We start from the raw sequence: 13466 nt of genomic DNA on the forward strand, positions 1-13466 counted from the left end.
CCACCACCAGAGGAATCGACATGACTGCCTACCAAGACGACATCGAAGCCATCCAGGCCCTGAAGGAGCAGTACGGCTCCGGCTGGGATGCGATCAACCCCGAGTCCGCCGCCCGTCTGCGCGCGCAGAACCGGTTCCGGACGGGACTCGAGATCGCCCAGTACACGGCCGACATCATGCGCCGCGACATGGCCGAGTACGACGCAGACTCGTCGGTCTACACCCAGTCGCTCGGCGTCTGGCACGGCTTCATCGGACAGCAGAAGCTGATCTCGATCAAGAAGCACCTCAAGAGCACGAACAAGCGCTACCTCTACCTGTCGGGCTGGATGGTCGCAGCGCTCCGTTCGGAGTTCGGCCCCCTCCCCGACCAGTCGATGCACGAGAAGACCGCGGTCCCGGCACTCATCGAGGAGCTCTACACCTTCCTGCGGCAGGCCGATGCCCGCGAGCTGGACCTGCTCTTCACGCAGCTCGACGAGGCGCGCCTCGCCGGCGACGAGACGGCGGTCGAGTTCATCCAGTCGCAGATCGACAACCACGAGACCCACGTGGTGCCGATCATCGCCGACATCGACGCCGGCTTCGGCAACCCCGAGGCGACGTACCTGCTCGCGAAGAAGATGATCGAAGCGGGTGCCTGCGCCATCCAGATCGAGAACCAGGTCTCGGACGAGAAGCAGTGCGGCCACCAGGACGGCAAGGTCACGGTGCCCCACGAGGACTTCCTGGCCAAGATCAACGCCGTGCGGTACGCGTTCCTCGAGCTGGGCATCGAGAACGGCATCATCGTCGCCCGCACCGACTCGCTCGGCGCCGGCCTCACTCAGAAGCTCGCCGTCTCGAACGAGCCCGGCGACCTCGGCGACCAGTACAACGCGTTCCTGGACGTCGAGGAGATCTCGGAGGCCGCGCTGAGCGACGGCGACGTCATCATCCGGCGCGACGGCAGGCTGCTGCGCCCCAAGCGCCTCGCGAGCAACCTGTACCAGTTCCGTCCGGGCACGGGTGAGGACCGCGTCGTGCTCGACTGCATCACGTCGCTGCAGAACGGCGCCGACCTGCTGTGGATCGAGACCGAGAAGCCGCACGTCGAGCAGATCGCCGGCATGGTCGACCGCATCCGCGAGGCCGTGCCGAACGCGAAGCTCGTCTACAACAACAGCCCGTCGTTCAACTGGACGCTGAACTTCCGCCAGCAGGCGTACGACCAGCTCGCCGAGCAGGGGAAGGACGTCTCGGCCTACGACCGCGGCGACCTGATGAGCGTCGACTACGACGACACCGAGCTGGCGCAGCTGGCCGACGAGAAGATCCGCACGTTCCAGCGCGACGGTTCCGCCCGCGCCGGCATCTTCCACCACCTCATCACGCTGCCGACCTATCACACGGCCGCGCTGTCGACCGACAGCCTCGCGAAGGGCTACTTCGGCGACGAGGGCATGCTGGCGTACGTGAAGGGCGTGCAGCGTCGTGAGATCCGCGAGGGCATCGCCACCGTCAAGCACCAGAACATGGCCGGCAGCGACATCGGCGACAACCACAAGGAGTACTTCGCCGGCGACGCCGCCCTCAAGGCCGGCGGCAAGGACAACACGATGAACCAGTTCAACTGAGTCTCCGAAGACGACGGATGCCGCAGCCCGGCCGGGCTGCGGCATCCGTCGTTCTCCGGCACGATGGGAGAACACGGCGGCACGCCTCGCGGCCGCCGGGAGTCAGTGGCTGTGCGCGTGGCCCCGGACGACGCTCGCCGAAGCGGCGACCGCGGTGGCGTCGGCGGCCGCGCGCTCTTCGGCGCGGAGCATTCTCTGTCCGCGGATGCCGCCGGCCAGGGCCCATCCGAGCAGCCAGGCACCCGAGCCGACCGTGATGATCGCGGCGGCACTCAGCCCCGCATTGGGGTCGAGCAGCACGACGAGCGCGATGAGCGACACGACGCCGCCGACGATCGCACCGGTGGCGCCGACCTTCGTGAGCACGCACCCGCGGGCCAGCCACCAGGCGATGCCACCGGCGATGACGAGCACGATGGCCAGCACGACGGCTCCCCAGATCCAGGCGTCCACGAGGCACAGGGTACCCCTCGCGCGGTCCCGGCGGGAAGTGCGCCGCACGGATCGGACGCTCCGTCACGGCCGGCGAGGATGCCGCACACCTGGCGGGCCGTTCCGCGCGATCCACGGGCTGACCGTGCGCCGCGCGCCGACTACGCTCGAAGCGTGACAGAACGTGCACCACTCTCCCGCAAGCCCGCGCTCTCCCGCAAGCTCAGTGCCATCGCCGAGTCCGCGACCCTCAAGGTCGATGCGAAGGCGAAGGCGCTGCAGGCTGCCGGCCGGCCCGTCATCTCGTATGCGGCCGGCGAGCCCGACTTCTCGACGCCGCAGTTCATCGTGGATGCCGCCGCTGAGGCCCTGCAGAACCCGGCCAACTTCCGCTACACCCCCGCCGCCGGTCTTCCCGCCCTGCGGGAGGCGATCGCGGCCAAGACGCTCCGCGACTCCGGGCTCGAGGTCGACCCGTCGCAGATCATCGTGACGAACGGCGGCAAGCAGGCCGTGTATCAGGCCTTCCAGACGGTCGTGAACCCCGGTGACGAGGTACTGCTGCCCGCCCCGTACTGGACCACGTACCCCGAGGCGATCGCCCTGGCCGACGGCGTCCCGGTCGAGGTGTTCGCCGGCGCCGACCAGGACTACAAGGTGACCGTGGAGCAGCTGGAGGCCGCCCGCACCGACAAGACCACCGCACTCGTGTTCGTTTCGCCCTCGAACCCGACCGGCTCGGTCTACACGCTCGAAGAGACCCGGGCGATCGGCGAGTGGGCGGTCGAGCACGGCATCTGGGTCATCTCCGACGAGATCTATCAGAATCTCGTCTACGAGGGCACCAAAGCGGTGTCGATCGTGGAGGCGGTTCCGGATGCCGCGGCCCAGACGATCCTCGTCAACGGCGTCGCGAAGACCTACGCGATGACCGGCTGGCGCCTGGGCTGGATGGTGGGACCTGCGGACGCCATCAAGATCGCCGGCAACCTGCAGTCGCACCTGTGCTCGAACGTGAACAACGTCGCGCAGCGCGCGGCGATCGCGGCGCTCACCGGCCCGCAGGACGAGGTCGAGCAGATGCGCCGGGCCTTCGACCGCCGTCGGCGCACGATCGTCGCCGAGCTGTCGAAGATCGACGGCGTGGAGGTGCCGACGCCGCTCGGCGCGTTCTACGCCTATCCCGATGTCCGCGGTCTGCTCGGCCGTGAGTGGGCGGGGGTCACCCCGACGACATCGCTCGAGCTGGCCGACCTCATCCTCGAGAAGGCGGAGGTCGCCGTCGTGCCCGGCGAGGCGTTCGGACCCTCCGGCTACCTGCGCCTCTCGTACGCCCTCGGCGACGACGCGCTCCTCGAGGGCGTTCAGCGTCTGCGGCGCCTGTTCGCGTAGTCGCACTGCCTGCGGAACGCGGATGCCTCGCCCCGAGGCATCCGCGTTCCTTTGCCGGTCCGGATGGGGCCCCAGCCCAGCCCCCTGCTTCCCCACCCGCGCGTCCAGTCGCCAAGACACGCCGTCCCGCTCCGCGTCCCGTCGGCGTGTCCTGGCGACTCACCGCGTCCGCCGCCCGCGTCCGCGCCCGTCCGACCTCCGCGCGCGACTCGCCAAGACACGCCGGAATGGGGCGCACGCCGACGGCGTGTGGTGGCGTCTGAGTTCAACTCTCGGTGGGCTCTCCCCGACTGGGCACCGGCTCCTGCACAGGGCGCGTCTGACGGGACTTGTCCACCGATTTCGGGGCCAGCGCGCATCACTCGGAAGCCCTTCGCGAGCATGGCACCATGGCAGAGCACGAGCTCGCTCCGGGGCTGGGTGACGCCTTCACCGTGCGCGATGCCCGCCGGCAGGGCATGTCCTCAGGTCGACTCCAGGCGAAGTGGTTCTTCGCGCCGTTCCACGGCACCCGAGCGCGCCGACCGCTGAGCGGCCTGGAACGGCTGGAGTTGCTGTTCGCCGTGCTGCCGCGGCACGCCTTCGCCTGCGGACCGACGGCCGGCGTCCTCCACGGGATGCCGCTGCCGCTGGGGATGGAGTGGGGCGCACTCGATCGGCCGACGATCGGTGTCGCCAGCCCCGCGAACCGGATCCGTCGCGCAGGCGTGGACGGTCGCGCCCTCGGCGTCGTGCCCGACGAGATCGTCCGTGTGAACGGGATTCCCGCGACAACACCTGCGCGAACGTGGGTGGATCTGGCGCCCGCCGTCTCCCTGCCCCGACTCGTCGCCATCACAGACCACCTCATCTCACGACGTCGACGGATCGTCTCGTGGGACGAGCTCCAGGCCGCCCACCTCAGAGCCACGCGCGGTCGCGGCTCCCGCGCGCGTAGTGCCGCACTCGAGTTGTGTTCGGCCGGTTCCGAGTCGCCGCGCGAGTCCGAACTGCGCACGATCCTCGTGCTCGCGGGTCTGCCCGCACCCGAGACCAACGTCGAGATCTTCGACGGAGACCGCTTCGTTGCTCGTGTCGACATGCTCTACCGCGACGCACGTGTGGTTGTGGAGTACGACGGCGAATACCACGCCACTCCTGCTCAATGGCGCAAGGACCAGGCGCGCCGCGCGAAGCTCGAGGCTCTCGGCTTTCGGCTCGCGGTCGTGACCGCACGCGACTTCGACGACCCCACCGCCCTGATCGCCCGCATCCGTTCGTTCCTCTCCGCCTGATCGCGCTCGGCGAGATCCATTCGCCACAACACGCCGAGTCGCCACTCTGCCCGTCGGCGTGTCCTGGCGATTCGTGCCCGGCGCCCGTTGCGCGGCAGGCGAAAGGGCGCGCAGGCGTGGGACGAACTGCCAAGACACGCCGGATGGTCGCGTCCGCGGACGGCGTGTTGTGGCGACTCGACGGACGAGGGGCAATGGGCGGGCGCGAGGGACGGCGGGCGGGCGCGAGGGACGGCGGGCGGGCGCGAGGGACGGCGGGCGGGCGCGAGGGACGGCGGAGGCTCGGAGTGGGACGAACTGCCAAGACACGCCGGGTGGTCGCGTCCGCGGACGGCGTGTTGTGGCGACTCGACGGACGAGGGGCAATGGGCGGGCGCGACGGACGGCGGGCGGGCGCGAGGGACGGCGGAGGCGGGTTCCTGGGAGGGACGACGTCGGGAGCGGTGGCTAGAGCTCCACCCCTAGGAGCACGGGCTCGGGCTGCAGGATGAGACCGAACTCGGACTGCACGCGACCCTGGATGAAGCGCGCGAGCTCCGCCAGCTCGGCGGCGGTCGCCTGGCCACGGTTCGTCAGCGCCAGGGCGTGCTTGGTGGACAGGCCGGCGCGCGAGCGTGGGAGCTTGAATCCCTTGCGCACTCCGGCGTGCTCGATGAGCCACCCGGCGCTCACCTTGACGTCGGACTCGACGGCGGCCGGGGGCGGCACGTAGCCGTCGAAGTTCGCGAGCGGGATCACGAGCACGGGGTCGAGGTCGGGATGGACCGGCCAGCGCGGGCAGGCGTCGGGAAGCGTTCGTGCGAAGGATGCCGACACCACCGCGTTCTGGAAGAACGACCCGGCGCTGTACGTGTCGGGGTCGCCGGCATCGAGCACCATGCCCTTGCTGCGGCGCGTCTCGAGGATGCGGTCCCGCACCCACGCGAGGGTCACCTCGTCATCGGGAGCGAGCCGCAGCGCGGTGCGGAGCTGGTCGCCGGCGATGCGCCGCGCGCCAGGGCCGATCTCGGGAAGGTCGAGCGTCACCGACAGGATGACCGCGCGCCGGGCGGGGACCGATCCGTAGTGGTGCTTCAGGACCGAGGTGCGGAAGCCGAGACCGAGCTCGGCGGCCGGCGCGGTCGTCACCTCTCCGGTCGACTCGTCCAGGAGCTCGACCTCGGTGAGCGTCTGGACGATCTCCTGGCCGTAGGCGCCGATGTTCTGCACGGGAGCGGCACCAACGGTGCCGGGAATGCCCGACATCGCCTCCATGCCGCCCAGTCCTTCGGCGACGGAGAAGGCGACGAGGTCGTCCCAGTCGTGGCCCGCCTGCACCCTGAGGCGCACGCGACCGGGCAGGGGCGACGGCATCCGCTCGATGCCCTTCGTCAGCACGCGCACGACGGTGCCGTCGAAGGGGTCGTCGCCGACGAAGAGGTTGGATCCGCCGCCGAGCACGAGCCACTCCTCGCCGGAGGCCCAGACGTCGCGAAGAGCGCCGATGAGTTCGTCGGTCGTGTGTGCGTCGATCATGCGCGCGGGGGCGCCGCCGGTGCGCAGCGTCGTCAGCCGCGACAGCGGGACAGGAGTGACCTCGGGCATGCGGTCAGACGGTCCGGACGCGCGCCTGCGCCTTGACGAGCACGGTCGCGCCGGCGAACGACACGGTCAGGTCGATGCGTGCCGACTCCTCGTCGAGCGCACCCACCTTGGCGACGACGGTCACATCGGCGCCGGACTCGGCATCGACCACGACGGGCTTGGTGAAGCGCACACCGTACTCGAGGATGCGGCCGGTGTCGCCGATCCACGATTCCAGCGTGCCGACGGCGAGACCCATCGTCAGCATGCCGTGAGCGAGCACGCCCGGAAGGCCGACCGCCGCGGCGACGTCGTCGCGGTAGTGGATGGGGTTGAAGTCGCCCGATGCCCCGGCGTACCGCACGAGCGACTCGCGCGTCAGATGCACCGTGCGCTCGGCAACGACGTCGCCGACCGTCAGACCGCCGAGCGCCGAGCCCGTCGAAGGGGCGCTCATGCGTCGCCCTCGCCGACGAGCAGGACGGAGGTCGTGGTCACGACGTGGTCGCCCGCAGCATCCGTGATCTCGGATTCGCTCGTCACCATCGCCGCCGCTCCCATCGCACGGATGCCGGTGACCGACAGCTTCGCGGTGAGCTCGTCACCAGCGACGATCGGCCGGGAGTAGCGGAACTTCTGCTCGGCGTGCAGCACGTTCTTCAGAACGATGCCCGAGTCGGGCTGGCCGAGCAGCTGCTGGAGCGTGGCATCGGTGACGACGATGGCGAAGGTGGGCGGCGCGACCACGTCGGCATAGCCGAGGGCGCGCGCGGCCGCGGGGTCGGTGTGCTGCGGGTCATGGGAGAACACGGCACGCGCGAACTCGCGCACCTTCTCGCGACCCACGAGGTAGGGGGTCGTCGGCGGGAAGTCGCGGCCGACGAGCTCGGGGTTCACTGGCACCAGCCCATCCTACCGAGGAGCCCCCGGGCCCCCGGCCGGCCCGTTCGCCGAGGGGCGGGCGCGCCCGCGCCACGCGCGCAGGCCCATCTGCACCGCGATGAACAGGAGATAGGCGGCGAACAGCATGTTGGCGACGAACGGGTCGAGGATCGTGGCCGCCCACGCGCCGAGGGCGGTCGTCGCACACGCGGCGACCCCTACTATCGCCGCCGCGACCAGATCGACGTTGCGCCGGCGGACGTTGCCGATCGTGCCCGACACCGCGGTCGGGATCATCATGAGCAGCGACGTGCCCTTTGCCACGAGATCGCTGGTGCCGAACAGCACCATCAGCGCGGGAACCACGACGATGCCGCCGCCGACGCCGATGAGACCCGACAGGATGCCGGTGGCCACACCCAGCACGACGAGGGCCGCTCCGCTCAGCCAGGTGAGGGCGAGCTCCGCGTCGCGCGACGGGATCACCACGAACAGGCTCACGATGACCGCCGCGAGGAACCCGACGAACGCCCAGCGCAGCACGGTGAGCGAGAGCCGTGGCAGCAGCCAGGTGCCGATCTGCGCGCCGAACACCGCGCCGAGCGCGAGGAGAAGGGCGGGGATCCACGCCACCGAGCCGTGCAGCGCATACGAGATGACGCCGACGGTGGCGGTCGGCACGATCGCCGCGAGCGACGTGCCGGCGGCGAGCCTCTGGTCGAAGCGCAGGAACAGCACGAGGAACGGCACGATGATGGTGCCGCCGCCCACGCCGAACAGACCCGACAGCAGACCGGCGAGCAGCCCGATGCCGATGCAGACCGCGTAGAAGCGGGGACCGTGCGCGGGGCGTGTCGACTCGTCCGCGCTCATTCCGCGTAGTCGATCAGCCAGTGTCCGCCGGACTCGACCAGCAGGTACTTGTACCCCGCCGAGCCCGCGGTGGGATCCGTGGGTTCGCCGTTCTCGTCGACCATCGCCGTGAACGTCTCGTTGGTGGTGACGGTGATCTGATCGCCCACGGTCTCGACGTCGGTCACGTCGACCTCGTAATCGTGCACACTCGCGTTGAATCCCGCCGCCTCGTCTTGGAAGGCCGCACAGTCATCCATGCCCTGGTCGGCGCGGAAGCTCTCCGTCGTCGCGGCGACCAGCTTGTCGCAGTCGCCCTCCTGCCAGGCCTCGTCGTAGAGCCCGACCGTCGCCACGGCGGCCCGCTCGTCGTCCGAGTGCGCTGCGCTGCTGGCCGAGCTGGCCGACAGGAACAGCAGCGGGATCACGACCGCCGCCGCGATGACGATGCCCAGCAGCACCACACCCAGCACGACCCACACGATCCACAGCCGCGACTTCCGCGGGTCGGTGGCCGCGGCGAAGCCGCCGCCTGCCGGCGCACCGGGGTGGGAGCCCGGCTCGTATCCCTCTGCGGGGGACGAGTACGGCTGCGCGTACGCCGGCTGTCCGGTCGCCCCGGGCTGCGGCGCACCGTACGGGGTGTGCGCGGCGGCCGGCGCCACGGGGGCGGCTTCGCCGAAGCCGAGCTCGGAGGCGACGATCTCGGCCTCGGTCGGCGCGGGGCTGGCGTGCTCGTCGGGCTCCGCGACGTGCTCCGTCCACTGAGTGCCGTCCCACCAGCGCAGCGCGCCGTGACCGTCGTCGTACCAGCCGGGAGGAGTCGTCGTCATCCTCAAACCCTACCGGCGCCGCGCCGCGCGGGAGGGGGACGGATGCTGCCGCGCAGACGGGAGCCGCAGCATCCGTCTCCCGGTCAGCGGTCGTCGGCGTCTCGGCCCCTGGACTAATCGAGGAACCAGTCGTCCAATCTCCAGACGCCCGCTTCGTCGACGACGAGGTACTCGTACTGCTCGACGATCTGCTCCGGCGAGGCGAGCTCATTGCCCTCTTCGTCGTAGAGGCCCTGATACGACTCCGTCGTCGACACGGAGACGGAGTCGCCGATCGGTTTCACCTCACGTACGGTCATCTCGTAACCCGCCGTCGATGTGGTGAAGTTCCGCGACTGCGAGTAGAACGATTCGCAGTCGGCCAGCTCGAAGAGCGTGCGGAAGTTCTCGGTCGTCGAGGCGAAGTAGGCGTCGCAGTCCGAATCGAGCCACGCCTGGCTGAAGGCCTGGACGGCGGCGACCGCAGCTGCTTCGTCAGACGTGCCCGCAGACGGAGAAGGTTGCTCGGATTGGACCTCCTCCGGCTCCGCGCTCGCGGTGGTCTCCGGCTGCGATGAGACGACGGGAGCCGCGAAACCGCCGGCGATGAGTGACACAGCGAGCACCGCGACCGCCACGACGATGCCGGCGAGTACGAGCCCGAGCACCAGCCAGACGATCCACATCCTCGACTCCTGCGGCGGGGCGGCTGTCGTGACAGCACCCGCCGAGGCGTTCGTTCCGGGAGCCGTCGTCGCCGACCATCCGCTGTCGTAGGAGGTCGGCTGGGCCGAACCGTAGCCAAGATCGTGGCCCGGGAAAGTGCCGTCGCCGTGTGCGGACGGGGCGGTCCATTCCGTCGAAGCGGATGCGGACGCGGGAGTGGATGGCGCCACGTGCTCCGTCCACTGACTGCCATCCCACCAGCGCAGGGCTCCGCTGCCATCCTCGTACCAGCCGGGGGGAGTCGTCGCCATGGAAAAACCATAGCGCTGCCCACAACGCGTACTCAGCGGTCGAGCACGGCCCGGACGCTGCGCGCGGGGCTCAGATCCAGCCGGCGCAGCAGCTGTGCATTGAGTGCGACCACGACCGTCGACAGGGACATGAGGATCGCCCCCACCGACATCGGGAGCACGAAGCCGATCGGCGCCAGCACCCCCGCCGCCAGCGGCACGGAGATGAGGTTGTACCCCGCGGCCCACCAGAGGTTCTGCGTCATCTTGCGGTAGCTCGCCCGGGACAGCTCGATCACCGACAGCACCGATCGCGGATCGCTCGAGGCGAGGATCACGCCGGCCGAGCCGATCGCGACATCCGTCCCCGCACCGATGGCGATGCCGACGTCTGCGCGGGCCAGGGCGGGGGCGTCGTTCACGCCGTCGCCCACCATGGCGACCTTGAGGCCCTCCCGCTGGAGTTCGGCGACCTTGTGCTCCTTGTCTTCGGGACGCACACCGGCGAAGACGCGACGGATGCCGAGGGCTTCGGCGACCGCGCGGGCCACGGGCGCGGCATCCCCCGTGATCATGACCACCTCGACGCCGAGCTCGTGCAGCGCCGCGACGGCCTCCCGGGACTCGGGCCGGATCTCGTCCGCCAGGGCGAGACCGCCGATGACCGCTCCGTCGCGCACCACGTGCAGCACGATCGAGCCGTCCCCGCGCCACGCTGCGGCCGCCGGCACGTCCGTCGCGCCAATCTCGTCGAGCAGGCGCGGCCCGCCGACGCGCACGGTGCGGCCGCCCACCGTGGCGGACACGCCGACAGCCGGGGACGACTGGAACCCCGTCGACGGGGCGAGCGGGATGCCGCGTGCCTGCGCGGCCCGGACGATCGCCCGGGCGAGAGGGTGCTCGCTGTCGGACTCCGCGGCGGCGGCGAGCGCGAGCACGGCGTCGGCATCGAGGTCGGCGACCGCCGCGACGCCGACCACCGTGGGCTCGCCCTTGGTGAGCGTGCCCGTCTTGTCGAACAGCACGGCGCCGATGGTGCGCATCGTCTCGAGCGCCAGCCGGTCGGTGACGAGCACGCCGCCGCGGGCGGCGCGCTCGGTCGCGATGGAGACCACGAGCGGGATCGCGAGACCCAGGGCATGCGGGCACGCGATCACCAGCACCGTGATGGTGCGGACGACCGCTGCATCCGGCATCCCGAACGCCGTCCAGACGATCGCCGTGAGCGCCGCGGCGCCGAGCGCGAACCAGAAGAGCCACCCGGCCGCCCGGTCGGCGAGCCGCTGTGCGCGGGACGAGGAGCTCTGGGCCTCGGCGACGAGACGCTGGATGCCGGCGAGCGTGGTGGCGTCGCCCGTGGCGGTGACCTCCACCCGCAGCCCGGAATCGGTGGCCACGGTGCCCGCGGTGACGTGGTCGCCGACGGTGCGCGCGACCGGACGGGACTCCCCCGTCACCAGGGACTCGTCCATGTCGGCCGTGCCGTCGACGATGCGCCCGTCGGCGGGAACGCTGCCGCCGGGACGGACGACGACCACATCGCCCACGCGCAGGTCGGACGGCGGCACAGTCACGACGCCGTCGCCGTCCACTCGCTCCGCCTCGTCGGGGAGGAGGGCGGCGAGCGAGTCGAGGGCCGAGGTGGTCTGCGCGAGTGCGCGCATCTCGATCCAGTGGCCGAGCAGCATGATGACGATGAGGAGCGCCAGCTCCCACCAGAACTCGAGCTCGTGATGGAGGAGCCCGAGAGTCGCACCCCACGACGCGAAGAAGGCGACCGTGATCGCCAGCCCGATCAGGAGCATCATTCCGGGCGTGCGCGCCCGCAGCTCCGACACGGCTCCGGTGAGGAACGGCCAGCCGCCCCAGAAGTACATGACGGTGCCGAGCACCGGCGGCACCCAGCGCACGAGCGGGGCGTCGGGCAGCTCGTAGCCGAGCACCATCGCGAACATGCCCGAGAAGGCCACGACGGGGACCGCGAGCGCGAGGTTGATCCAGAACAGCCGGCGGAACCGCGCGACATGGTCGGCGCCATGGCCCCCGTGACCTGCGTGATCATGGGCGCCATGGGCGGCGCCGTGCGCCGCTTCGTCGGCCATGCCGGCGTGCGCGACGGCGCCGTGGTGGTCGTGGTGCGGGTCGGTCACGATGGGCTCCTCGTCTTCACGTCTTGTATACCCCCATGGGGTATCAGGATGCAATCGCCCGCCCTCTCCCGCTATTCCCGCAGGCGCAGATCCGTGGCGGATGTCAGGGGCCCACGGCACACTGACACCACGCCGAACGACGCGAGGAGTGGAAATGGACATCATCCTGGTCGCGGGTCTGTGGATGGGTGGATGGGCGTGGTACGAGGTCGCGCCGGCGCTCGAGCGGGCCGGCCACCGCCCGCTCGCGCTGACGCTTCCCGGCATGGAGGGGGCCGACGCCGACCGGTCGCGGGTCACGCTCGAAGACCACGTCGCCGCAGTGGTGGCGGCCATCGATGCCGCCGAGGGCGAGCGGGTGATCCTGGTGGGCCACTCGGCGGGCGCCGGGATCGTGTACGCAGCGGCCGACGCGCGGCCCGGACGCGTGGCCCGTCTCATCCTCATCGGCGGCTTCCCGACGGGTGACGGCCAGCCGCTCCTCCGGGGATTCGAGCCGGTCGGCGCCGAGCTTCCCCTGCCGGACTGGAGCGACTTCGACGAGGCCGACCTCCGGGATCTCGGCGAGGGCGGCATGACCGCGTTCCGCGCGTATGCGGTCCCCTCGCCCGCCGGGGTGGTGACCGGCGTGCAGCATCTTCACGACGGGCGGCGCCTCGACATACCGGTCACGGCCATCGCGACGGAGTACTCCGTCGCGGATCTGCGGAGCTGGATCGAACAGGGAGAACCCGCCGTCCAGGAGTTCACGCGACTGACCGACGTGACCTACGTCGACCTGCCGACCGGTCACTGGCCGCAGCTGACCAAGCCGCAGCAGCTCGCCCGCGTCATCCTCGCCCAGCCGCCGCTCGGCGACGGCACGATCCCCGCCGAGATCGAGACGATCAGCCCGCAGGAGTTCCACGCGTCGGAGGGCGTGGAGGACTGGCGGGTGCTCTACTGGGGCGCCCACGTGTTCTATCGCGCCGAATCGCTCTCGCACGGCGCCCGGCTCGTGGCGGAGGTCGTGACGATCGCCGAGGGACTGCACCACTTCCCCGACATCGACCTGCGTCCCGAGGGGGTCTTCGTCAAGACCTTCAGTCGGCGCGACGGCGCGCTGACGGCCGCGGACGCCGTGCTCGCCGCATCCGTCTCCCGAGCGGCCCGTTCGCTGGGCCTCGAGCCCGATCCGTCGGCGCTCACCGTCGTGGGTATCGCGGTCGCCCAGGGGCCCGGGGCGCACGTGCGGCCGTTCTGGAGCGCGGCGCTCGGCTACGAGTCCCTCGGTGGCGAGGATGCGATCGATCCGTTCCGCCGGAACCCGCACGTCTGGTTCCACCCGCTCGACCCGCCGAAGTCCGGCCGCGGCCGCACGCACATCGACATCTCCGTGCCGCGCGACCAGGTCGACGCCCGGGTCTCGGCGGCCCTTGCCGCCGGCGGCCGGCTCGCCGACGATTCGCACGCGCCGGAGTGGTGGACCCTCACCTCACCCGACAATCACGGCGTGGACATCGCCGCGTGGCCGGACGACTCCTCGTTCGCCGGCTGA

Annotated in this window: 12 protein-coding genes; 4 read left to right on the forward strand and 8 right to left on the reverse strand. The window is 70.8% G+C overall.

The window, feature by feature from the left end; genetic code table 11:
- The first annotated feature begins 20 nt into the window (after window positions 1–20).
- Window positions 21–1616, forward strand: coding sequence for an isocitrate lyase (locus ACN9MP_RS14420; protein ID WP_426321253.1), 1596 nt, complete (start codon window positions 21–23; stop codon window positions 1614–1616).
- Window positions 1617–1718: 102 nt separating this feature from the next.
- Here ACN9MP_RS14420 and ACN9MP_RS14425 read toward each other — a convergent pair whose 3' ends face one another.
- Window positions 1719–2069, reverse strand: a complete 351-nt coding sequence (locus tag ACN9MP_RS14425) for a hypothetical protein (RefSeq protein WP_426321255.1) — start codon at window positions 2067–2069, stop codon at window positions 1719–1721.
- Between the two features lie 153 nt (window positions 2070–2222).
- Here ACN9MP_RS14425 and ACN9MP_RS14430 point away from each other — a divergent pair, with 153 nt between their 5' ends.
- On the forward strand, window positions 2223–3440 hold the full coding sequence (locus ACN9MP_RS14430) for a pyridoxal phosphate-dependent aminotransferase (RefSeq protein WP_426321256.1): 1218 nt from the start codon (window positions 2223–2225) through the stop codon (window positions 3438–3440).
- A gap of 389 nt (window positions 3441–3829) precedes the next feature.
- Window positions 3830–4714, forward strand: a complete 885-nt coding sequence (locus ACN9MP_RS14435; protein ID WP_426321258.1) for an endonuclease domain-containing protein — start codon at window positions 3830–3832, stop codon at window positions 4712–4714.
- 447 nt (window positions 4715–5161) lie between these two features.
- On the opposite strand, the gene ACN9MP_RS14440 is transcribed toward ACN9MP_RS14435, so the two are convergent.
- From ACN9MP_RS14440 to ACN9MP_RS14470, 7 genes are all read right to left on the reverse strand, one after another.
- The gene (locus ACN9MP_RS14440; RefSeq protein WP_426321260.1) at window positions 5162–6298 is read right to left on the reverse strand and encodes a UDP-N-acetylmuramate dehydrogenase; all 1137 of its coding nucleotides are present in this window, start codon (window positions 6296–6298) and stop codon (window positions 5162–5164) included.
- Between the two features lie 4 nt (window positions 6299–6302).
- Complete coding sequence (locus ACN9MP_RS14445) at window positions 6303–6734, reverse strand: MaoC/PaaZ C-terminal domain-containing protein (RefSeq protein ID WP_426321262.1); 432 nt, start codon at window positions 6732–6734, stop codon at window positions 6303–6305.
- Entirely contained in the window at window positions 6731–7180 is a 450-nt protein-coding gene (locus ACN9MP_RS14450) for an FAS1-like dehydratase domain-containing protein (protein WP_426321264.1), read from the reverse strand. The genes ACN9MP_RS14445 and ACN9MP_RS14450 overlap by 4 nt, the downstream gene beginning before the upstream one ends.
- A gap of 9 nt (window positions 7181–7189) precedes the next feature.
- On the reverse strand, window positions 7190–8032 hold the full coding sequence (locus tag ACN9MP_RS14455) for a sulfite exporter TauE/SafE family protein (protein WP_426321265.1): 843 nt from the start codon (window positions 8030–8032) through the stop codon (window positions 7190–7192).
- Window positions 8029–8844 (reverse strand): DUF2510 domain-containing protein, encoded by an 816-nt coding sequence (locus ACN9MP_RS14460; RefSeq protein WP_426321266.1) that lies wholly within the window; start codon window positions 8842–8844, stop codon window positions 8029–8031. The genes ACN9MP_RS14455 and ACN9MP_RS14460 overlap by 4 nt, the downstream gene beginning before the upstream one ends.
- A 113-nt stretch (window positions 8845–8957) precedes the next feature.
- Window positions 8958–9800 carry a DUF2510 domain-containing protein gene (locus ACN9MP_RS14465; RefSeq protein WP_426321268.1) on the reverse strand — a complete coding sequence of 281 codons (843 nt, stop codon included), beginning with the start codon at window positions 9798–9800 and terminating at the stop codon, window positions 8958–8960.
- A gap of 32 nt (window positions 9801–9832) precedes the next feature.
- On the reverse strand, window positions 9833–11881 hold the full coding sequence (locus tag ACN9MP_RS14470) for a heavy metal translocating P-type ATPase (protein WP_426326057.1): 2049 nt from the start codon (window positions 11879–11881) through the stop codon (window positions 9833–9835).
- 202 nt (window positions 11882–12083) lie between these two features.
- Here ACN9MP_RS14470 and ACN9MP_RS14475 point away from each other — a divergent pair, with 202 nt between their 5' ends.
- A complete protein-coding gene (locus ACN9MP_RS14475; RefSeq protein ID WP_426321269.1) occupies window positions 12084–13466 on the forward strand; it encodes an alpha/beta fold hydrolase in 1383 nt (460 codons plus the stop codon).

Source organism: Microbacterium sp. E-13, assembly GCF_049912955.1.
Taxonomy (GTDB): Bacteria; Actinomycetota; Actinomycetes; order Actinomycetales; family Microbacteriaceae; genus Microbacterium.

Coding starts and splice junctions, on each gene's coding strand:
- ACN9MP_RS14465 (WP_426321268.1), bottom strand. CDS start 9,800: ATGGCGACGACTCCCCCCGGCTGGTACGAGGATGGCAGCGGAGCCCTG.
- ACN9MP_RS14460 (WP_426321266.1), bottom strand. CDS start 8,844: ATGACGACGACTCCTCCCGGCTGGTACGACGACGGTCACGGCGCGCTG.
- ACN9MP_RS14475 (WP_426321269.1), top strand. CDS start 12,084: ATGGACATCATCCTGGTCGCGGGTCTGTGGATGGGTGGATGGGCGTGG.
- ACN9MP_RS14445 (WP_426321262.1), bottom strand. CDS start 6,734: ATGAGCGCCCCTTCGACGGGCTCGGCGCTCGGCGGTCTGACGGTCGGC.
- ACN9MP_RS14440 (WP_426321260.1), bottom strand. CDS start 6,298: ATGCCCGAGGTCACTCCTGTCCCGCTGTCGCGGCTGACGACGCTGCGC.
- ACN9MP_RS14470 (WP_426326057.1), bottom strand. CDS start 11,881: ATGGCCGACGAAGCGGCGCACGGCGCCGCCCATGGCGCCCATGATCAC.
- ACN9MP_RS14420 (WP_426321253.1), top strand. CDS start 21: ATGACTGCCTACCAAGACGACATCGAAGCCATCCAGGCCCTGAAGGAG.
- ACN9MP_RS14435 (WP_426321258.1), top strand. CDS start 3,830: ATGGCAGAGCACGAGCTCGCTCCGGGGCTGGGTGACGCCTTCACCGTG.
- ACN9MP_RS14455 (WP_426321265.1), bottom strand. CDS start 8,032: ATGAGCGCGGACGAGTCGACACGCCCCGCGCACGGTCCCCGCTTCTAC.